The organism is Salipiger pallidus (assembly GCF_014643635.1).
Lineage (GTDB): Bacteria > Pseudomonadota > Alphaproteobacteria > Rhodobacterales > Rhodobacteraceae > Salipiger > Salipiger pallidus.
Genome location: NZ_BMJV01000008.1, coordinates 111,765 through 132,785, shown reverse-complemented (window position 1 = coordinate 132,785; position 21,021 = coordinate 111,765). Strand labels below are relative to the sequence as shown.

Below are 21,021 nucleotides of genomic sequence, written 5' to 3'. Positions count from 1 at the left end.
ACAGCATGGAACTTCTTGCCAACCTAGGCGACGGTTTCGCCGTTGCCCTCACCCTGCAGAACCTCGGCCTTGCGCTGCTGGGCTGCTTCCTCGGGACGATCATGGGGGCCCTGCCCGGACTCGGGCCGTCGAACGGCGTGGCGATCCTGATCCCGCTGGCCTTCACCATGGGCCTTGGCCCGACCCCGTCGCTCATCCTGCTGACCTCGGTCTATTACGGCGCCATGTACGGCGGGCGCATCAGCTCGATCCTGCTGGGCATCCCCGGTGACGAGCCGGCAATGATGACCGTGCTCGACGGACACCCCATGGCCAAGAAGGGCATGGCGGGCGAAGCGCTGTCCCTGTCGGGGATCGCCTCCTTCGTCGGGGCCTTCTTCGCCACCTGGGGCCTGATCCTGCTGGCACCGCAGCTGGTCAAGATCGCGCTGCTGTTCGGACCGGCGGAATACTTCGCCCTCTTCGCGCTGGCCTTTGCCACGCTGGGAGGCGTGTCCTCGACCAACCAGGCCAAATCGGCCTTCGCCGCGATGCTGGGCCTTGGCCTTGCGACCATCGGCGTCGACACCCAGACCGGCGTGCCGCGCTTCACGTTCGGCGAGGTGCACCTTTATGACGGGCTCGATTTCCTCGTCGCCATCGTCGGCCTCTTCGCCCTCTCCGAGGTCTTCATCTTCCTCGAGCATCGCCATGGTGACGCAGACGCCGACAGCAAGAAACTGACCGTCGGGCGCCTCACCCCGCCCATGTCGATGATCAAGGCCTGCACGCCGACCATGCTGCGCACCTCGGTGCTGGGCTTCATCGCGGGCGTACTGCCCGGTGCGGGTGCCTCGCTGGGGTCGTTCATCTCCTACTCCATGGAGAAGAAGCTGGTGGACAAGAAGGGCACCTTCGGCACCGGCGATCCCCGCGGCGTGGCCGCCCCGGAGGCGGGCAACAACGCGGCTGCCGGTGGCGCGCTCGTGCCGATGCTGGCGCTGGGTGTGCCAGGCTCGGGCACCACTGCGGTCCTGCTGGCGGTGCTGCTGTCGCTGAACATCACGCCCGGCCCGCTGCTGTTCACCCAGAACCCCGACGTGGTCTGGGGCCTGATCGCGGCGCTGTTCATCGCCAACATCATGCTCCTGCTGCTGAACATCCCCATGGTGGGCCTGTTCACCCGCGTGCTGATGGTGCCGCCGCGCATCCTCATGCCGATCGTGGCGATGGTCAGCTTCGTCGGGATCTATGGCATCTCGGGGTCGACCTTCGATCTGCTGGTGATGATCGGCTTCGGGGTGATGGGCTGGGTGCTGCGCAAGCTCGATGTGCCGCTGGTGCCGATCATCCTTGGCACGCTGCTGGGCAACACGATGGAGAACAACCTGCGCCGCGCGATCACCATCGACAACGGCGACTGGTTCACCCTGGTGGACAGCCCGCTGTCGATCACGCTCTGGGCCATCGCCATCATCGGCTTCATCATGCCGCTGATCGTCGGCCGCGCCCTGCGCTCACGGATGCACCGCAAGGGCGAGGACGAGGGCTCGATCTCGGACTGAAGAAGCCGCTGATCGTTTCGACTGGGCGCACGGGGGACACCTCGTGCGCCTTTTTCGTTCGGGGAGAGTCAGACCCGGCATTGGGACATCGAGAATATCGGCCCATGTGAGAGCACTCAGATCACAGATCGCAGTTCAACTGGGCAAACAAATTGTCCAGGCTTGTGGGTGCACGGAAAGACTGCAAGGCTGCGCCATGAGCCTTTACCTTCAGGAGTTTCGAAGTGGCAGCTTGTGCAAATTGCGGCCGAAAGCTTGGTTTCTTTGATCCCGGCTCTGCTGGCCTCTGCCATCAATGCGCCATGGGGGCGTCGGAACTGATCACCCGCCACTCAGACAACTTTGAGGAAGATCAGCTCGAATTAGAACGAGACATCGCCGCCATCCTCCTCACCACCGAAACCGCCCCCAACCTCGAGATCCTCGAGCGGATCGAGATCGTCACCGCCGAATGCGCCTTCGGTATGAACATCTTCAAGGATCTCTTCGCCGGGGTCCGCGACGTTATCGGCGGACGCTCTGCCGCCGTGCAGAAGACCCTCCGCGATAGCCGCCGCACGGCTCTTCATGAACTGAAGAAAGAGGCGCACGCGGTGGGCGCTAATGCCGTCATCGCGGTTGACCTCGACTACACGGAACTGAGCGCCGCCGGGAACATGGTTCTGCTGGTTGCCTCGGGCACCGCAGTTCGTATCGCGAGCAATCCTGCCTCAGCCCCTGAGCACCGACCATAATGCAGAAAACCGGCCATGGACGCGCCATGCCGGGTGGCCCCTAAGGGGATGATATCATTTCCTATGTTCGGGAGTGTCTCTCGTCTGGGAGAGAATGGTGCGGTCGAGAAGACTCGAACTTCCACGGGTGTTACCCCACAGCGACCTCAACGCTGCGCGTCTACCAATTCCGCCACGACCGCACTGTCTAGGCTTGGTGAAGCGGTCTCTACATAGTCCCCACGGGGATGAAAAGAGGAAAATCGCAGATGGTCGCATTTTTCTTCGCAAGCCCCGGAAGACGCCCGGAAAACGGGAATGGCGGCAGGCATATTTCCCTTGGCTGGCGCCTGCCGACGCCTCATCGCTCACCAGCACCCAATGCACATGATGAAACCGATACCTGTGCAGGCCGAAACGCTTTGCTCTCAGCCTGCGCGGGCATCCGACGGAGCGCCGGTGAGCCGCCCTGCCTTGTCTCTACCCATGCCCAAATCGCATGCACTCTTGACGGCGCCTGCGCCCGGGCCTAGCCCGCTGGCATGGTGGAATGGATCACGACAGACGGCCTTACCGGCTATGACGAGGCGGTTTCCTTCATGGAGGCCCGGGCCGAAGCCATCGCCCGCGGCGAGGCGGACGAGGCGATCTGGCTGGTCGAGCACCCTCCCCTGTATACCGCTGGCACTTCTGCCCGCGTCGAGGACCTGCGCGAGCCGGACCGATTCCCGGTATTCACCACCAAGCGCGGCGGCCAGTTCACCTACCACGGCCCCGGGCAGCGGGTGGTCTATGTCATGCTCGACGTGGGCAAGCGCGGCCGGGATGTGCGCCGTTTCGTCAAGCAGCTGGAAACATGGGTGATCGCGGCTCTGGCCGAGTTCTCGGTCACCGGCCATATCCGCGAGGGGCGAGTGGGCGTCTGGGTCGAACGCCCTGACCGCCCCACCCTGCCCGATGGCCGCATGGCCGAGGACAAGGTCGCCGCCATCGGCATTCGCCTGCGCCGCTGGGTGAGCTTCCACGGCATCTCGATCAACGTGGAACCCGAGCTTGAACATTTCGGCGGCATCGTGCCCTGCGGCATCAGCGATTACGGGGTGACGAGCCTCGTTGACCTGGGCCTGCCGGTGACGATGACCGACGTGGATGTGGCGCTTAAGTCCACGTTCGACCTGGTCTTCGAAGACTGAACACAAAGGCGATTCGCTTCATACTCTCTCGCCATCAAGGTAAAATGGCCGGAGCAGCCTGCATCTCGGGAAAATGGCCGCTCCGGCCTGGGATCCGCGGCGGGACGGGGAAGCCACGCGCGGCAACGAACGCACCAGCCGGGACTGGACCGAGACGTTCGAAGAAGGTGCCCCGGTCAGCGCGAGGCCGAGACATGGGACAGGATGTCGTCACCTCGCAGGCCGCGTTCTGCCAGGGCGTCGTCGGACAGGGCCTAAAGCGTCCCGATCCACTCGGCGATCTCGCGCTGGCGGCGGGCAGAAGGCGTATCGATCAGACGCCCTGGCCTGGTCGGACGCGGGTGGGCGAGGCTTTGCACAAATTGAACCATTTTCCGGCCCCTATAGTAATGTAACTGGCAACTGAGCTCACGCTACCGACAGCACAGCGCGGGCGCAGGTCCGGAAGACCCGACGTTCGGCCAGCAAACGCGCCCGGATCGAGGTACATTTCAGACTAAAAGAGTCAGGTGAAAGCGCCGTTTTAAAGCCATGGTGACCGGAATAAAGTTTGATCGAGATCAAATGCCTATATTGCCCGGTTGTTTGGGACATTCTAAAAGAATGATGGAAGAAGGAGAGGCGCGCACGCGGTCGTAACCGACCCGCGCGTCAAAAGGGACGAGACCAATCAGGAGGCACCAGATGGCTGACGCCGCCATTCACGGCCACGGACACGAGGACAACCGGGGGTTCTTTACCCGCTGGTTCATGTCCACGAATCACAAGGATATCGGGATTCTCTACCTGATCACCTCGGCGATCGTGGGCCTCATTTCGGTATGCTTTACCGTCTACATGCGACTGGAGCTCATGGAGCCCGGCGTACAATTCATGTGCATGGAGGGGGCGAGACTGATTCCCACCGCCACCGAGAACTGCACTCCCAACGGGCACCTGTGGAACGTGCTCATCACCGGCCACGGCATCCTGATGATGTTCTTCGTGGTCATTCCGGCATTGTTCGGCGGCTTCGGCAACTACTTCATGCCACTGCAGATCGGTGCGCCGGACATGGCGTTCCCGCGCCTCAACAACCTGTCGTTCTGGCTTTATGCCGCCGGGACCACGCTGGCGGTCTGTTCGGTCTTTGCACCGGGCGGCAACGGCCAGGCGGGTTCGGGTATCGGCTGGGTGCTCTATCCGCCGCTGTCGACCTCCGAGGCGGGCATGTCCACGGACCTCGCGATCTTCGCCGTGCACGTGTCGGGCGCATCGTCGATCCTTGGGGCGATCAACATCATCACCACCTTCCTGAACATGCGTGCCCCGGGCATGACCCTGTTCAAGGTGCCGCTGTTCGCATGGTCGGTGTTCATCACCGCATGGCTGATCCTTCTGTCGCTGCCCGTTCTGGCCGGCGCGATCACCATGCTGCTGACCGACCGTAACTTCGGGACGACGTTCTTCGACCCGGCCGGCGGCGGTGATCCGATCCTCTACCAGCACATCCTGTGGTTCTTCGGCCACCCGGAAGTGTACATCGTGATCTTGCCGGGCTTCGGCATCGCCAGCCACGTCATCGCGACCTTCTCGCGCAAGCCCATCTTCGGCTACCTGCCCATGGTCTGGGCGATCATCGCGATCGGCGCGCTCGGCTTCGTCGTGTGGGCGCACCACATGTACACAGTCGGCATGTCGCTGACCCAGCAGAGCTACTTCATGCTGGCAACCATGGTGATCGCGGTCCCGACAGGGGTGAAGATCTTCAGCTGGATCGCGACCATGTGGGGCGGCTCGATCGAGTTCAAGACGCCGATGCTCTTTGCCATCGGCTTCCTGATCCTCTTCACCGTGGGCGGCGTCACCGGCATCGTCCTGTCGCAGGCGGCCGTCGACCGTGCCTACCACGACACCTACTACGTGGTGGCCCACTTCCACTACACCATGTCCATGGGGGCAGCTTTCACCATCTTCGCGGGGGTCTATTTCTACCTGCCGAAGATGACCGGCAAGATGTACCCCGAGACGCTGGGCAAACTGCACTTCTGGATGTTCTTCATCGGTGTGAACCTGACGTTCTTCCCGCAGCACTTCCTTGGCCGCCAGGGCATGCCGCGCCGTTACATCGACTACCCGGAAGCCTTCGCCACTTGGAACTTCGTGTCGAGCTGGGGTGCCCTGCTGTCCTTCGCGTCGTTCCTGCTGTTCTTCGGCATCGTCATCTACACCGTCCGCAAGGGCGCACCGGCGACCGAACGCAACCCGTGGAACGAATACGCGGACACGCTGGAGTGGACCCTGCCCTCGCCGCCGCCCGAGCACACGTTCGAGCAGCTTCCCAAGCGCGAGGACTGGGACAAGCAGCACGCCCACTGAGGCCTGATCCAAATCGAAGGGCCCCGGAGCATCTCCGGGGCCTTTTGCGTTATGTCCTCAAACCGGACCGAGGATCCCCAAGATGCCTTACCGCTGGGAAACCCCACCAGACCGTAATGGCCATGGAGAGATGCATCTCTGGCCGCACCAGTCACTTACGCCGGACGGCTTTTCCAATTTCATGCTGGGCTTCTTCGCGCTTGCGGTGATCCCGTTCTTCGGTCTGCTGGGGACAAGCCTGCTCTGGGCGCTGCTACCGTTCATGCTCGCCGCCGTGGGGGGCATCTGGTTCGCCATCCGCCGCAACAACCGCGACCGGCAGATCCTCGAGATACTCACCCTGTCCCCCGACGCCCTGACCCTGAGGCGACACAATACCAAGGGGCCGCCGCAAGACTGGCAAGAAAACCCGTACTGGGCGCGGGTGACGCTGCACCGCGACGGCGGGCCTGTCCCCTTCTACGTCACCCTGTCGGGACGAGGACGAGAGGTTGAGATCGGCGCCTTTCTGAGCGAAGACGAACGCAAGGCGCTACACGCCGAGCTGTCAGACCGGCTCGCGCAGCTGGCGCAAGGCTGAATTACGAAGGACGCCCCATGGCCCAGGCCCCCGCCACCCCCAAGACCCGGCGCGCCGCCCTTCTTGCAGCGGCCTCGATTAGCTCCTCTCGCGCCCGCACGCTGGCGCGCAGCCCCTCCGAAGGGGCCGCTCTTGACCTGCGCGCAGCGCAGAGGGGCCGCGCGATGCCCCGCGCCGAAGAGGTGATCTTTCTCGTGCCACTGGTTAGCCCCGAGCACGTGGGCGACTGGGCTGCGGTGTCGGAGCGCCTTGCCCAGACCATCGAGAGCTTTCGCCGCCAGGCCGGACCATGGCAGGCGGTGATCTGCTGCCAGCAGCGCCCGCCCCTGCCGGACGATCCGCGGCTGCACTGGCTGCCCTTCGAGGACCCCACGCCCGGCAACGACAAGTGGCGCAAGCTCGCCACTCTTTATGACCACCTTTCACAGGTGGCCACGCGCCCCGCGCTGGTTATGAGCTTCGATGCGGATGATCTGCTGCGGGATGGCACCGTGGAACGAATGCTGTCCGCCCCTGCCCCCGGCTGGCTGGTCGAGGACGGCTATGTCATGGATCATGCCACGGGCGACGTTGCCCTCGCCGGGGCGCGCAGCCTGTCGCAGCCTTTGCGCAAACCATTCTGGAAGCTCTGCGGTTCATGCGCCGCGATCCTGCACGACCCGGCCCTGCCGCAAAGCGCCGCGTTCCTGAAGGCGATGACCCAGCATGAACACCGGATGTTCCCCTATCTCGCACGCCTCGCCGGACGGCCCTTGCAGGCACTGACCCCACCGGCGGTGCTCTACGTTCTGAACCACGGCGAGAATTTCGGGGCACGGCGCGGGCGGGTGGGCTTCAAAACCCGTTTCGTGCAGCGCTTTGCCCTACCGGAAAAAGATTGGGCGCGGGTCTCGGACGAGTTCGCCTCGCCCTGAGGCCGCGCCCAAATTCCTTTGCAAGGAATTTGCGTCTCAGCCTGCCGCCGAGAGCCGGTTCTTTACCATCGTGCCTGCGGCACCGAAATCCATGCGCCCTTGGTAGCGGGTCTTGAGCACGCCCATGACGCGCCCCATGTCCCGGATCGAGCTGGCACCGATCTCATCCACCGCGGCGTCAACTGCCGCCTCGGCTTCGGCGTCGCTGAGCGGCTTGGGGAGGAACTCCTCGATCACCGCGATCTCCGCCAATTCCGCCTCAGCAAGATCGAGCCGCCCACCCTCTTCGTAGGTGCGCACGCTCTCGCGCCGCTGCTTCACCATCTTGGCCAGGATCGCCAAAAGTTCAGGCTCGCCGACGCCGCCGTCATTGCCGTCGGCGCGGGCCGCAATGTCGCGATCCTTGAAGGCGGCGTTGATCAGCCGCAGCGTGGAGAGGCGCTGGGACGCCTTGTCCCTCATCGCCTGCTTCGTTGCTGTCGAGATGCGTTCACGCAGATCCATGGATGCCCTATCTTGGATGTCTTGGGAAAAGACTAACCTATCGAAACGCCCCACCCGGCGCAACTCCGGGCCACGCCGACGCAAGCATCTGATTTCAATAGATTTCTCATTTCATGACCGCCCTTGACCCTTTTTGCGTCAAGCCTTACCTAAGGCGAGATTTGCCGTTCCCACGCCGCCAGAGGAGTCGCGCCATGCCCGCAAGCCCTAAACCGACCGCCTGTCTTGCCCTTGCAGATGGTACCCTGTTCTATGGTCAGGGCTTCGGCGCTACCGGCCAGACCGAGGCAGAGCTGTGCTTCAACACCGCCATGTCCGGTTACCAGGAAATCATGACCGACCCGTCCTACGCGGGCCAGATTGTGACATTTACCTTCCCGCACATCGGCAACGTCGGTGTCACCCCCGAAGATGACGAGACGCAGGATCCCGTGGCGGCGGGCATGGTGGTCAAGTGGATGCCCACCCAGTCGTCGAACTGGCGCGCGGTTCAGGAACTGTCGGAATGGCTCGCGTCGCGCGGGCGGATCGCCATTGGCGGCATCGACACTCGGCGCCTGACCCGTGCCATCCGGCAGTCGGGGGCGCCGCACGTGGCGCTGGCCCATGATCCGGACGGCAACTTCGACGTGGAAAAGCTCGTTGCCGCGGCTCGTGCCTTCCCCGGCCTGACCGGTGTCGACCTCGCCAAGGGCGTCAGCTGCGCCCAGTCCTACCGCTGGAACGAGATGCGGTGGGCTTGGCCCGAAGGCTACCAGCCGCAGACCAACCCGGTGAAGAAGGTCGTTGCCATCGACTACGGTGCCAAGCGCAACATTCTGCGCTGCCTTGCGTCGGCTGGCTGTGACGTCACCGTCCTGCCCGCCACCGCCACCAAGGAGGAAGTGCTCGCCCACGAGCCCGACGGCGTGTTCCTGTCGAACGGCCCGGGCGATCCCGCCGCAACCGGCGAATACGCGGTTCCGATGATCCGCGGCATCCTCGACGACACCAAGCTGCCGGTCTTCGGCATCTGCCTTGGTCACCAGATGCTGGCACTCGCGCTTGGTGGCAAGACCGTCAAGATGAACCACGGCCACCACGGCGCGAACCACCCGGTGAAGGACGTCGAAACCGGCAAGGTCGAGATCACTTCGATGAACCACGGCTTCGCAGTGGACGCGCAGAGCCTGCCCGAAGGCGTGATGGAAACGCACGTGTCGCTCTTTGACGGGTCGAATTGCGGGATCCGTATGTCCGACCGGCCGGTGTTCTCGGTACAGCATCACCCCGAGGCCAGCCCCGGCCCGCAGGATTCCTTCTATCTCTTCGAACGCTTCGTAAGTATGATGTAAGCCTCCAACCCTTAACATGATGTTAACACGGATATAAAAGGGTTAATCAGGTCTACATTTAACCTCGTGTTCATGAAATTTGCATGATCTGAGCCTGTCCCATGACAGGAGCCGATCATGCAAAATTCGGACCCAGGTTCTCGCTCTGCCCACTTGGCCCAGGCTGACGCGCCAAGAACAAGGCCACTTGGCGCGATCCTGATGCAACGTCGCAAGCTCGATGCAGCCGAGACATTGCGCACGCTTGGCAAAAGCTACAACAGCGGTGCCGAGTTCGCTCAGGTCGTCGTCACAGATGGCCTGGCGACCCCCCAAGACGTCCTCGAGGCGCAAAGCCTGCACTACGGTGCCCTGCAGCTCGACCGGAGCATCCATCCGGTCGATTCGTCGCTTAGCGGCCTGCTCGATCCCGAGACATGCCTAACGCTCTCGGCGCTGCCTTGGCTGCGCATCGGGGACACAATCGTGATCGCCACCTCGCAGCCGCAGAATTTTGACGCGATCGAAGCTGCCCTGCCAGCCGAGATCGGGAGCGTGGCCATGGCCCTCGCACTCGAGTCGGACATCCACGGCGAGATTGCTGCGCGGCACGGTTCGGACATGGTGCGACGGGCCGAAACGCAAGTGGATGCGCCGGACAGCTGTCGGGACATGGACCGCCTCACTCCGCTTGCTGCGCTCATTGGCGCGGCTTTCGCACTGCTCGCCATCGGGCTGCTGATTGCGCGGCCGGACCTGTTCTTTTCCGCAGCGGTTCTTGTGGCCATGGCGACACTCCTCATGGCACAGATCCTGAAGCTCAGCGCGTTCTGTGCCGGTCGCACCCCGCCGCGAGGTGGTGGCGGCAGGCCGCGCACGACCCCGCCCTTCTCGGTGCTGGTGCCGCTGTTCCGCGAAGAGAACATCGCGCGCGACCTTTTGCAGCGGCTTTCCAGGCTTGATTATCCACGCGCTCAGCTGGACGTGATGCTGGTGCTCGAGGCGCAGGATGACACGACGCGCAAGGCCTTGGCGGAAACGGAGCTGCCAGCGTGGATGCGGGTGATCGAGGTCCCGGACGGCCCTATCACCACCAAACCGCGCGCCATGAATTACGCCTTGCGCTTTGCCCGGGGCGAGCTTGTCGGGATCTACGATGCCGAGGATTCTCCTGCCGCCGATCAGCTGCTGCAGGTCGCCCATCATTTCCAGCGCGCGCCCCCGGAGGTGGCCTGCCTTCAGGGCATTCTCGATTTCTACAACCCCCATGCCAACTGGATGTCTCGCTGTTTCACCATCGAGTACGCAACCTGGTTTCGCATTATGCTTCCCGGCCTCGCTCGGCTGGGTTTCGCAATCCCGCTGGGGGGAACGACCGTGTTCTTCCGCCGCGACGCGCTGGAACGGGTCGGCTGCTGGGATGCGCACAACGTGACCGAGGATGCGGACCTCGGAATGCGCCTGGCCCGTCGGGGCTATGTCACCGAGATGATCCCCGTGGTCACCCGCGAAGAGGCCAACAACCGCCCCTGGCCCTGGATCAAGCAGCGCTCACGCTGGCTCAAGGGATACATGATCACCTGGCGCGTCCACATGCGCCGCCCCCTGCGCCTGCTGCACGATTTCGGAGCATGGAAGTTCCTCGGCTTCCAACTCGTGTTTCTCACTGCCTTCATGCAATACCTGCTGGCACCCGTGCTGTGGTCGTTCTGGCTGGTGCTCGCGGGCTGGGCCCCGCCGCTTGCCGCATGGCTCGGCACAGGACAGATGACGGCGCTGCTCTGGTGTTTCCTCGGCGCCGAAGCGGTCTCATTGATGGTCGGGGTTGCCGCTGTCAGCCGCAGCCCACACAGGGGGCTGCTGCCATGGGTGCCGACCATGTTCCTCTACTTCCCACTGGGCGCGATCGCCGCCTACAAGGCCGCGTGGGAGCTGCTCACCCGTCCGTTCTACTGGGACAAGACCATGCACGGCCATTCGACGCCGGACCGGCCCGACGCTGAGATCCCCGAGGACCAGCCCCGGTGATCGCTTCAATCGACCTTCTGGCTATCGAGCTTAAGGCGGGTGACGAAGGCAACCGAGATGTGATCGCGCAGTGCCCGGTAGGCGGCCTCTTCGTCGCGCCGGGCAATGGCATCGACAATCGCCTCGTGTTCGCCAAGGGCGATCTGGCCCCGCCCCTCCGCTGCAAGCGAGGTGGTTGCCATCAGCGCCATGGACCGGTGCACGAGGTCAAGTTGCTGCACGAGGAACCGGTTGTGCGACGCCAGATGGATCATCTTGTGAAAGCGCCGGTTGGCCCGTGCCAAGGTCGAAGGATCACCAAGCAGCGCCTGATCCTCGGCAACCATCTCGCGCAGCACCAGAATTTCCTCGTCCGAGGCATGGCGGGCCGCAAGCCGCGCCGCAAGCCCTTCGAGCTCGGTGCGCACGACGTAAAGTTCGGCCATCTGGTTGTGATCGAGCGATGCCACAATGAGAGACCGACCGTCACGGGCCAGCAGGGACTGGGTTTCCAGCCGTTGCAGGGCCTCGCGGATGGGCGTGCGCGATACACCGAAGCGCTCCGCCAGTTCGCTTTCTACCAGCCGGTCGCCGGGACGGTAGACGCCTGAATCGATCGCATCGAGGATCAGCGTGTAGGCGTCCTTGCTGGGCGTCCGGGCCTGGTTCATCGGGGTCTCCTTGCTGGTTCCGGCCACGATAGCGTCAACAGCCCGGACTTATCAATGCGCCCATTGCCGCAAGCCCCTGCAAAGATTACCCTGTGCGCCATGACACACCAGCCTTTCGAGAAGGTCCGCACCTGGGTCTTCGATCTCGACAACACGCTTTATTCCCCTGCCGTGCGGCTTTTCGACCAGATCGAGAAGAAGATGACCGCCTATGTCATGCGCGTCACCGGCTTTGCCGAGATAGAGGCGGACCGCCTGCGCAAGGAGTACTGGCACCTGCACGGCACCACGCTGGCGGGCCTCATGGCCGAGCACCGTATCGACGCGGACGCCTATCTCGAAGAGGTGCACGACATCTCCTTCGAGGCGCTCACCCCCGACCCGCATCTGGCAGAGCTGATCGGCAACCTGCCGGGGCGACGCATCGTCTACACCAATGGCAGCGCCCCCTATGCGGCGCAGGTGCTGAAGGCGCGGGGCCTGGATGCTGCATTCGATGCGATCTACGGCGTGGAACATGCCGGATACCGCCCCAAGCCCGAAGAGGCCGCCTTTCGCGCGGTGTTCGAGCGCGACGGCGTGGACCCAACGATTGCCGCCATGTTCGAGGACGACCCGCGCAACCTTGCCGCCCCCCATGCCATGGGGATGCGCACCATCCACGTTGCTCCGGAGCGCGGACCGGGGGATCATATCGAGCATCACACCGACGACCTGAGCGCCTTCCTGCGTGACATCGCCCGCCCGGCCCCCTGAGCGGGCCAGTAACTGGGCCAGTGACTAGGCCGGCGACCCGCCCCCCCCCCTGCGGCACTTCGCGAGATGACAGCGACGCACCCCCGCCCTAGATAAGGGCACAAAGGAGAGCGGCCATGGACCATGACATTCTGATCTCGGGCGGCGGCATCGCGGGCCTGACGGCGGCGGCGGCCTTCGGGGCGGCGGGCTTTTCGGTGATCTGCGTCGACCCGTCCCCACCGGTAACCGACCGCGAAGCCAAGGGTGCCGACCTGCGGTCCACCGCCTTCCTGCAACCGGCGCAGGCCTTCCTTGAAAAGGCCGGTCTTTGGGACAGGCTCGCCCCGCACGCGATGCCCCTGCAGATCATGCGCATCGTCGATGCGGGCGGTGAGGTGACCGAGCCTCGGGTGACCAAGGATTTCGACGCCTCGGATATCTCGGACAAGCCTTTTGGCTGGAACCTGCCCAACTGGCTGCTGCGCCGAGAGATGGCGGCGCATCTGGATGCCATGCCCAATGTGGATTTCCGCCCCGACACCGCCACGACGACGCTGTTCACCCGCGCCGCCCACGCCCGCGTGGGTCTGTCGGACGGCAGTTCGCAACAGGTACGGCTGGTGATCGCCGCCGACGGGCGCGGCTCGCCCATGCGGCAGGCGGCGGGCATCGGGGCGAAGACCCGGCGCTTTGGCCAGAAGGCGCTGGCGCTGGCCGTGAACCATCCCCTGCCCCATGGCAATGTCTCGACCGAGGTGCACCGCACCGGCGGGCCGTTCACGCTCGTTCCCCTGCCCGACCACGACGGCAAGCCGTCCTCGGCGGTGGTGTGGATGGAGGAAGGACCGAAGGCCGAGGCCCTGTTCCGCCTGCCCGACGCGGAGCTCGAGGCCGCCATGTCCGACCGGTCCTGCCACCTGCTTGGGCCGCTCACACTGGCCTCGCAGCGCACCATCTGGCCGATTATTGCCCAACATGCAGAGCGGCTCGCGGGCGAACGGCTGGCGCTGGTGGCCGAGGCGGCCCATGTGGTGCCGCCCATTGGCGCGCAGGGGCTGAACATGTCGCTGAACGATCTGTCAGCGCTTCTGGATCTGGCGGTAAAGGCCCCCGAGCGGCTTGGGGACGCGGCGATGCTGGATGCCTACCACCGGGCGCGGATCACCGACATCCGGGCGCGGGTGGCAGGGATCACCCTGCTCAACCGCACCTCCATGCTGTCTGCCGCGCCGCTGCGCGATGCGCGGGCGCATGCGCTGGATGCACTTTACGGCATAGCCCCGCTGCGCAAGACTCTGATGCAGCTGGGACTAGGCGCCAAGGGCTAGAGCGAGTCCTCGACGCGGAAGCCTTCTGGGATCTCGTCGCGCCCCTCGAGCAGGAGCGCGGCCATCACATGCGCCACCTTGGGGGCCATGCCAAAGCCGATCTTGAAGCCCCCGTTGGCGATGAAATGCCCGGCCCGGTCGGGGTGCGCGCCCAGCATCGGCGCGCGGCTGCGGGCACGGGGGCGAACGCCGGCCCAATGCTCGATGACCTCGGCGCCATGCAGCACCGGCATCACCTCGCGGGCGCGGGCGACCAGCTCATCGCATTGCGCATCGCAGGAGGTGGGCTCGTCGAATTCCCGCTCCGAGGTCGAGCCGATGGCGACCGTGCCGTCCCCATGCGGCACGATGTGCAGCCCCCCGGCAAAGACCTGCGCCACGTCGCCCGCATCATGGCGCATGAGCGCCGACTGGCCCTTGATCCCCGTGCCGACCATGCGGCTTCGGCCCTGCGACAGCTCTTCCAGCCCGCGCCAACCGGTGGCCCAGAGCACCGCGCCGCGATCCTCGGCTTCGGGCACGACCTCTACGCCCATGGCCGACAGCGCCGCCACCAGCGCGGCGCAGGCGCGGCGCGGCGACATGCGCGCGGTGAGCGTGTCGCGGATGAGCCAGCCCGACGGCGTGACCGGCGCCCATGGGCCGGCAGCGCCCTCGGGGAGGACTTCCCACACGGCGGCATCCCCCCACAGGTCCTGCGCCGTCAGCACGCGGGCGCGGGCCAGCTCCAGACCCGCGTCATCGGCGATGGGCTGCAACCGGCCGCTGCGAGAATAGTCGGGGGACACGCCGCCCACAGCCTCGACCTCGGCCCAGAAATCGCCCGCCATCAGCAGGCTGTCCAACTGAAACGCCTTCTTGGCATTCCAGTTCTCGGGGACATGCGGGGCCAGCGCGCCGACGATGCCGCCGCTTGACCCGGCGGCCGGACCATAAGGATCCACGACCGTCACCGTCGCCCCTGCCCGGGCGCAGACCCAGGCGATGGAGAGGCCGAAGATTCCCGCTCCGCGCACCGTTATGTCGCTGCTTGCCATTGCCGCTACTCCCCTGCATGGTCGCACCACTTCTAGGACAAAGCCCCATGACGAACCAGCCCGACACCCTGCACTGGCGTGACGGAGACGTGCCCGTCTCCGACCGCTTCGACGACCCTTATTATTCGCTCGACAACGGTCTGGCCGAGACCCGGCACACCTTCCTTGCGGGCAATCGCCTGCCGGAGCGGTTCACGGATGGCTTCCACGTGGCCGAGCTGGGCTTCGGCACCGGGCTGAACCTGTTGGCGACGCTCGCGCTGTGGCGTGAGGCGGGCAGCCCGGGGCGGCTGCGCTTTACCACGTTCGAGGCCTACCCCCTTGGCGCGGCGGACATGATCCGGGCACAGGCGCAGTTCCCGGACCTCGCCGGCATTGCCGCCGAGCTTGCCCCGTACTGGGAGCAGGAAGCCCGCCGGATCGACCTGCCGGACCTGAGGTTCGAGATGGTTGAGGGCGATGCCCGCACCACCCTTGCCGCGTGGCAGGACAAGGCCGATGCGTGGTTCCTCGACGGCTTTTCGCCCGCCAAGAATCCCGAGCTCTGGGGCGAGGGGCTCATGGCCGAGGTCGCGCGCCACACCGCACCGAGCGGCACGGCAGCCACTTACACGGCGGCGGGCCACGTGCGCCGGGCGCTCGAGGCCGCAGGCTTTGACGTGACCCGGACACCGGGATATGGCCGAAAGAGGCACATGACCGTGGCGGAGCTTTCCCGATGACAACGCAGAACACCCGGCTCGGGATCGGGCTCATGATTCTGACAACGCTGATCTTTGCGGTGCAGGACGGCGTCTCGCGCCACCTGTCCGAGACGTACAACGTCTACATGGTGGTGATGATCCGCTACTGGTTCTTCGCCGCCTTCGTGATGGTCATCGCCTCGCGTCAGGGCGGCGGGCTGCGCGCCGCTGCCGCCACATCCCAGCCGTTTCTGCAGATCTTTCGCGGCGTTCTGCTGGTGGTCGAGATCTGCGTGATGGTCACCGCCTTCGTGCTGCTGGGCCTGACCGAAAGCCATGCGATTTTCACCGCCTACCCTCTGCTGGTCGCCGCGTTGTCGGGGCCCATCCTAGGGGAAAAGGTTGGCTGGCGGCGCTGGATGGCTATCGGGGTCGGGTTCATCGGGGTGCTCATCATCCTGCAACCGTCGGGCGGGGTGTTCTCGCCCTATGCCATCGTGCCTCTGGCCGCCGCGCTGATGTTTGCCCTTTATGGCCTGCTGACGCGCTACGCCGCGCGCAAGGACAGCGCCGCGACCTCGTTCTTCTGGACCGGCGTGGCCGGATCTGTCACTGCCACGCTCATCGGCATGTGGTACTGGGAGCCCATGTCCGGCGACGACTGGGTGTGGATGATCGTGCTGTGCTTCACCGGCGCCGCGGGGCATTTCACGCTCATCAAGTGTTACGAGGTGGCCGAGGCATCTGCGGTGCAGCCCTTCGCCTACCTGCAACTGGTGTTCGCGACCGCCATCGGCATGACCGTCTTTGGCGAGACGCTGCGCACCAACGTGGCCATCGGCGCGGGCATAATCGTGGCGGCGGGGCTGTTCACTCTCTGGCGGGCGCAGAAGCGCAATCAGGAGCCAGCGGTCAAGCGGGTGCCCTGACTGCCGCTTGACCGCCCAGGGCCTCTGAGGTGCTCGCGCATGAATGTCAAAAGGCCCCGCGACATCTCACGGGGCCTTTCGTTTGGTTCGTGGAGGGACCGGGCGAGGAGCCCGGCCCGTCCGGGATCACATGCGCGACGCGACGTTTTCCCAGTTCACCAGGTTGTCGAGGAAGTTCGCAAGGTACGCGGGGCGCTTGTTGCGGAAATCGATGTAGTAGGAGTGTTCCCACACGTCGCAGCCCAGCAGGGCGGTCTGGCCGAAGCACAGCGGGTTCACGCCGTTCTCGGTCTTGGTGATCTTGAGGCCACCGTCCGTGTCCTTGACCAGCCACGCCCAGCCAGAGCCGAACTGGCCTGCGCCCGCTGCCGAGAAGTCTTCCTTGAACTTGTCGATGGTGCCGAAGGAGTCCTTCAGGGCCGCTTCGAGCTCGGACGGCATGGCGTTGTCGCCAGCGCCCATCATTTCCCAGAACTGGGTGTGGTTCCAGTGCTGCGACGCGTTGTTGAAGAGGCCCGTCTGAGCCACGGCGGACTTGTCGTAGGTGCCGGTCACGATGTCTTCGAGCGACTTGCCCGCCCACTCGGTACCGTCGACCAGCTTGTTGAGCGTGGTGACATAGGTGTTGTGGTGGATATCGTGGTGATACTCGAGCGTTTCCTTCGACATGCCCTTCGAGGCAAGCGCGTCATGTGCGTAGGGAAGGTCGGGAAGTTCGAAAGCCATTGGTATATCCTCCGGGCTTGAGTGAATTTGTAGTCATTCCTATTCCTGCTGAACGCGAGGTCAAGGAGTGTCACAGTTTAAACGTGCACATCCATCGGATGTTCCGTCCACAGATAGGGCAACATCTTCAGGCGGACAGGAAATTCACCTCTCCGCCCGGCTGCGCCAGCGTGCTGAGCGCCTCGAAGGCGTAAGCGCCGACAGAGCGGAAGACAAACACCTGCGCCTCGTCTTCGGACCGCAGCCAGTAGCCCGCTGCCACCTGCGCCAGCCGCGACCGGCGCACATCGCCCACCGGGAAACCGCGCGGGGCCATGTCCGTGGGCGTGACCTTGGCAAGGATATCACGCAAGTGAGGCCCGCTGACACGGAACTGCGCGCGGGCGTCGGACAGATTGGTGATCGCTATGAACCAGCCGTCGAAGGCGGCGTTCAGCGACTCCATCACGCCATCCACGGCATCATAGGGCACCAGCAGCAGAAGCTCGTCCGGCGACATCCAGAGCAGCGCCCTGTCCCCGTCCGTTACGGACCCGCGTTGGTCGGGGAAGGCCATGCCAAGTGCGTCCGACAGCTTGGTGCGATAGTCCTCGGACATCTCGCAGCGCAGGGTGATCTGGCCCTGCGGCGGCAGGGCTTCGACGGTGATCAGCCCTTCGGACCGGGCACCTTCGTTAGGGGCCATCACGTCAGACATCCTGTTTCTCTCCCTTCGGGTCGAAGAACACCGGGTTCACGATGCGTGCCTCGACCGTGGTCAGCTCGTCCCGGGTTTCATCCTGATCCTCGGCGGTGAACGAAATAACCTCGCCCATGCGGTCGGGGCCATTCAGCACCAGCCCCATGGCAATGCCCTTCTTGAGGGTCGGCGACCAGTAGGTCGAGGTCACGCGCCCTTGGGTGTTGCGCTGGCCGTTGGCGTTCTTGCCGGGGGCTGGCGCGTAGCAGCCGTCAGGCAGCACCGAGCCGTCGAGCGTTTTCAGACCCACCAGCTTCCAGCGGTCACCGCGCGCCATGTCGTGCCGCTCCTGCGCCCGCTTGCCGAGGTAGTCGTCCTTCTTCTTCGAGATCGCCCAGTTCAGCCCCAGATCCTGCGGGATCACCGTGCCGTCGGATTCGTCCCCGATCATGATGAAGCCCTTCTCCGCCCGCATGACGTGAAGCGCCTCGGTGCCGTAGGGGGTTATGTTCCACTCGGCCCCCGCCTCGAGCAGTTTGCCCCAGAAGGCACGGCCCCGGTTCGCAGGGATGGCGATCTCATAGCTGAGCTCGCCCGAGAAACTGATGCGGTAGACCCGTACCGGCGTATCCGCCAGCGAGCCGTCGGCCCACCCCATGAAGGGCAGCGCCTCGGGGCTGACGTCCATGCCACCGAGCTTTTCCAGCAGCTTGCGGGCGTTCGGCCCGACCACGGCGATTTGCGCATATTGCTCGGTCAGGTTGGCGGTGTAGACCTTCCAGTCCCACCATTCGCATTGCAGCCAGTCTTCCATGTGGGCGTGCACATGGTCCGCCCCACCAGAGGTGGTGTGGCACAGCCAGCTGTCCTCGGACAGGCGCACGACGACGCCGTCATCCATCAGGAAGCCGTTCTCGTTGCACATGAGGCCATAGCGACATTTGCCCACCGGCAGCGTCGACATCATGTTGGTGTACATCATGTCGAGGAACCTGCCCGCGTCCGGCCCTTTGACAAGGATCTTGCCCAGTGTCGAGGCATCGAGCAGACCAAGGCTCTCTCGGGTGGCGGTGATCTCGCGATTCACCGCGTCGTGGCGGGTCTCACCGCCGCGCGGGTAGCAGTAGGGGCGACGCCACTGGCCGACAATCTCCCAAGCGGCATTGTTGGCCTCGTGCCAGTCCTGCATGGGGGTGCGGCGCAGCGGCTGGAAGATATCGCCCCGCGCCTCGCCCGCGATGGCGCCGAAGCTGATCGGCGTATACGGGGGCCGGAAGGTGGTGGTGCCCACCTGCGGGATCGGCGTGCCCAGCGCATCCGCTAGGATCGCAAGGCCGTTGATGTTGCTCAGCTTGCCCTGATCCGACGCCATGCCAAGGGTGGTATAGCGCTTGGTATGTTCAACGCTCTCGTAGCCTTCGCGCGCGGCCAGCTGCACGTCCGACACCTTCACGTCGTTCTGGTAATCGAGAAAGGCCTTCATCTTCAGGTCCGCCCGCGCGCCTTGGGGCATCAGCCAGACCGGGGCCAGAGGCGACTCGGGGGTAACGACGGCCTCGGGCGTCGTGGCGGTCGCCTCATGGCCCAGCTTGCCCGCCACGGCGGCACCAGCCTTGGCGGCGCAGTGCAGCGTTTCGGGCAGGCTGAGGAAGCCGTTCGCCGCCCCGCAGGCGCTGACGAAAGGCGCCCCGTCCGCGCCGGTGGGCGCGCGCGAGGCGTCGGGGCGGAAGAAATGCCCCTCCGCGTCCCATTCGAGCTTGCCGCCGCAATGGGAGAAGAGGTGTACCACCGGAGACCAGCCGCCAGACATGGCAACCGCGTCGCAGGCGATGGTGTCCAGTTCGCCGCCCGATCCGGTCTGATCGCAGATCGCCACGCCGCTGACCCTCTGACCGCCCAGCACCTTCGAGATACCGCGCCCCGGCTCGACCTTGATGCCAAGATCGCGGGCCTCCTGCATCAGCGCTCCGCCGCCCATGGGCCGCGCGTCGATGATCGCGGGCACATCGAGGCCCGCCTGCTTGAGAAGGATCGCGGTGCGATAGGCGTCGTCGTTGTTGGTGACCACGACCGTGCGATCACCGGGGGCCACCCCCCAGTTGACCACGTAATCGCGCACCGCCGAGGCCAGCATCACACCGGGCACATCGTTGCCGGCAAAGCTGAGCGGGCGCTCGATGGCCCCCGTCGCGGTGATGACCTGTTTCGCACGGATGCGCCACAGCCGGTGGCGTGGACCTGCCGCGCCTGGCTTGTGGTCGGTGAGGCGTTCGTAGCCAAGGACGTAGCCGTGGTCATAGACCCCTGCCCCCATCATGCGGCTGCGCATCTTCACGTTTGGCATGGCCTGCAGCGCGGCAACGGTCTCATCGACCCAAGCGCCCGGCTCCATGCCGTCGATGGTACCACCGTCCACCGGTGCACGTCCGCCCCAGTGGGCGGTTTGTTCGATCAGAAGTACCTCGGCGCCAGCCTCGGCGGCGGTCTTCGCCGCCAGCAGGCCCGCGACGCCGCCGCCGACCACCAGAAGGTCGACATGGGCGTGGTAATGTTCGTAACGGTCCGCGTCCCGTGCCTCGGGATGCGGTGCCTGCCCTAGGCCCGCCGCCTGCCGGATCACCGGCTCGTAAAGATGTTTCCAGAAGCTGCGCGGCCACAGGAAGGTCTTGTAATAGAAGCCCGCAGGCAGGAAGCGCGCCAGTTTCGCGTTTATCTCGCCCACGTCGAACTCGAGGCTTGGCCAGTGGTTCTGGCTGCTGCTCACCAGCCCGTCGAAAAGTTCGGTGGTGGTGGCGCGCTGGTCCGGCTCGAACCGCGCACCCTCTCCCAGATGCACCAGCGCGTTGGGCTCTTCGGGGCCCGAGGCCACGATGCCTCGCGGGCGGTGGAACTTGTAGCTGCGGCCCAGCAGGACCTGATCGGCGGCCAGCAGTGCCGAGGCCAGCGTGTCGCCCTCGTAACCGGTGAAGCGGCGCCCATTAAAGGTAAAGCCGATCTGCTTGCTCCGGTCAGTGAACCGGCCGCCCCTGGCGAGTCTCGTGCTCATGGCTGGGACCTCTTGTCAGTTGCGCCGAACCCGCGTCCGGCAAAGGAGGATTCCGAAG

The 21,021-nt window shown here is 64.9% G+C and carries 18 protein-coding genes and 1 tRNA gene; 12 read left to right on the top strand and 7 right to left on the bottom strand.

Going from position 1 to position 21,021, the window contains the following annotated elements:
- The first annotated feature begins 5 nt into the window (after window positions 1–5).
- Together IEX41_RS17710 and IEX41_RS17705 are read left to right on the top strand one after the other, a co-directional pair.
- Window positions 6–1,544 (top strand): tripartite tricarboxylate transporter permease, encoded by a 1,539-nt coding sequence (locus IEX41_RS17710; RefSeq protein WP_188791649.1) that lies wholly within the window; start codon window positions 6–8, stop codon window positions 1,542–1,544.
- Window positions 1,545–1,846: 302 nt separating this feature from the next.
- A complete protein-coding gene (locus IEX41_RS17705; protein WP_188791648.1) occupies window positions 1,847–2,278 on the top strand; it encodes a YbjQ family protein in 432 nt (143 codons plus the stop codon).
- 95 nt (window positions 2,279–2,373) lie between these two features.
- On the opposite strand, the gene IEX41_RS17700 is transcribed toward IEX41_RS17705, so the two are convergent.
- A tRNA-Leu gene (locus IEX41_RS17700) sits at window positions 2,374–2,460 on the bottom strand.
- Window positions 2,461–2,799: 339 nt separating this feature from the next.
- Here IEX41_RS17700 and lipB point away from each other — a divergent pair.
- From lipB to IEX41_RS17680, 4 genes are all read left to right on the top strand, one after another.
- Window positions 2,800–3,450, top strand: coding sequence for a lipoyl(octanoyl) transferase LipB (lipB, locus tag IEX41_RS17695; protein WP_188791647.1), 651 nt, complete (start codon window positions 2,800–2,802; stop codon window positions 3,448–3,450).
- A gap of 684 nt (window positions 3,451–4,134) precedes the next feature.
- Window positions 4,135–5,808 carry a cytochrome c oxidase subunit I gene (ctaD, locus tag IEX41_RS17690; protein ID WP_188791646.1) on the top strand — a complete coding sequence of 558 codons (1,674 nt, stop codon included), beginning with the start codon at window positions 4,135–4,137 and terminating at the stop codon, window positions 5,806–5,808.
- A gap of 82 nt (window positions 5,809–5,890) precedes the next feature.
- On the top strand, window positions 5,891–6,388 hold the full coding sequence (locus IEX41_RS17685) for a DUF2244 domain-containing protein (RefSeq protein ID WP_188791645.1): 498 nt from the start codon (window positions 5,891–5,893) through the stop codon (window positions 6,386–6,388).
- A gap of 17 nt (window positions 6,389–6,405) precedes the next feature.
- A complete protein-coding gene (locus tag IEX41_RS17680; RefSeq protein ID WP_188791644.1) occupies window positions 6,406–7,302 on the top strand; it encodes a hypothetical protein in 897 nt (298 codons plus the stop codon).
- Window positions 7,303–7,338: 36 nt separating this feature from the next.
- On the opposite strand, the gene IEX41_RS17675 is transcribed toward IEX41_RS17680, so the two are convergent.
- Window positions 7,339–7,806, bottom strand: coding sequence for a GatB/YqeY domain-containing protein (locus IEX41_RS17675; protein ID WP_188791643.1), 468 nt, complete (start codon window positions 7,804–7,806; stop codon window positions 7,339–7,341).
- A gap of 194 nt (window positions 7,807–8,000) precedes the next feature.
- Between IEX41_RS17675 and carA the strand changes: the two genes are divergently transcribed.
- Entirely contained in the window at window positions 8,001–9,140 is a 1,140-nt protein-coding gene (gene carA / locus IEX41_RS17670; RefSeq protein WP_188791642.1) for a glutamine-hydrolyzing carbamoyl-phosphate synthase small subunit, read from the top strand.
- 201 nt (window positions 9,141–9,341) lie between these two features.
- Entirely contained in the window at window positions 9,342–11,147 is a 1,806-nt protein-coding gene (locus IEX41_RS17665; RefSeq protein WP_188791641.1) for a glycosyltransferase family 2 protein, read from the top strand.
- A gap of 5 nt (window positions 11,148–11,152) precedes the next feature.
- On the opposite strand, the gene IEX41_RS17660 is transcribed toward IEX41_RS17665, so the two are convergent.
- Window positions 11,153–11,797, bottom strand: coding sequence for a GntR family transcriptional regulator (locus IEX41_RS17660; protein WP_188791640.1), 645 nt, complete (start codon window positions 11,795–11,797; stop codon window positions 11,153–11,155).
- A 99-nt stretch (window positions 11,798–11,896) separates the two neighbouring features.
- Between IEX41_RS17660 and IEX41_RS17655 the strand changes: the two genes are divergently transcribed.
- Both IEX41_RS17655 and IEX41_RS17650 read left to right on the top strand, forming a co-directional pair.
- Entirely contained in the window at window positions 11,897–12,553 is a 657-nt protein-coding gene (locus tag IEX41_RS17655) for a pyrimidine 5'-nucleotidase (protein ID WP_188791639.1), read from the top strand.
- A gap of 116 nt (window positions 12,554–12,669) precedes the next feature.
- Complete coding sequence (locus IEX41_RS17650) at window positions 12,670–13,863, top strand: UbiH/UbiF family hydroxylase (RefSeq protein ID WP_188791638.1); 1,194 nt, start codon at window positions 12,670–12,672, stop codon at window positions 13,861–13,863.
- Here the strand turns inward: IEX41_RS17650 and IEX41_RS17645 are convergent.
- Window positions 13,860–14,900 (bottom strand): NAD(P)/FAD-dependent oxidoreductase, encoded by a 1,041-nt coding sequence (locus tag IEX41_RS17645; RefSeq protein ID WP_188791637.1) that lies wholly within the window; start codon window positions 14,898–14,900, stop codon window positions 13,860–13,862. The two genes, IEX41_RS17650 and IEX41_RS17645, sit on opposite strands and share 4 nt — an antisense overlap.
- Before the next feature lie 47 nt (window positions 14,901–14,947).
- Between IEX41_RS17645 and mnmC2 the strand changes: the two genes are divergently transcribed.
- Together mnmC2 and IEX41_RS17635 are read left to right on the top strand one after the other, a co-directional pair.
- Window positions 14,948–15,622 carry a tRNA (5-methylaminomethyl-2-thiouridine)(34)-methyltransferase MnmC2 gene (gene mnmC2, locus IEX41_RS17640; protein WP_188791636.1) on the top strand — a complete coding sequence of 225 codons (675 nt, stop codon included), beginning with the start codon at window positions 14,948–14,950 and terminating at the stop codon, window positions 15,620–15,622.
- The gene (locus IEX41_RS17635; protein WP_188791635.1) at window positions 15,619–16,512 is read left to right on the top strand and encodes a DMT family transporter; all 894 of its coding nucleotides are present in this window, start codon (window positions 15,619–15,621) and stop codon (window positions 16,510–16,512) included. Before mnmC2 ends, IEX41_RS17635 begins: the two co-directional genes overlap by 4 nt.
- Before the next feature lie 126 nt (window positions 16,513–16,638).
- On the opposite strand, the gene IEX41_RS17630 is transcribed toward IEX41_RS17635, so the two are convergent.
- The 3 genes from IEX41_RS17630 to IEX41_RS17620 all read right to left on the bottom strand — a co-directional run bounded on the left by IEX41_RS17630 (window position 16,639) and on the right by IEX41_RS17620 (window position 20,963).
- Complete coding sequence (locus tag IEX41_RS17630; protein ID WP_188791634.1) at window positions 16,639–17,238, bottom strand: superoxide dismutase; 600 nt, start codon at window positions 17,236–17,238, stop codon at window positions 16,639–16,641.
- Between the two features lie 127 nt (window positions 17,239–17,365).
- Window positions 17,366–17,935 (bottom strand): sarcosine oxidase subunit gamma, encoded by a 570-nt coding sequence (locus IEX41_RS17625; RefSeq protein WP_188791633.1) that lies wholly within the window; start codon window positions 17,933–17,935, stop codon window positions 17,366–17,368.
- Window positions 17,928–20,963: a sarcosine oxidase subunit alpha family protein gene (locus IEX41_RS17620; protein ID WP_188791632.1), complete on the bottom strand. Its 3,036-nt coding sequence runs from the start codon at window positions 20,961–20,963 to the stop codon at window positions 17,928–17,930. Before IEX41_RS17620 ends, IEX41_RS17625 begins: the two co-directional genes overlap by 8 nt.
- Window positions 20,964–21,021 lie beyond the last annotated feature (58 nt).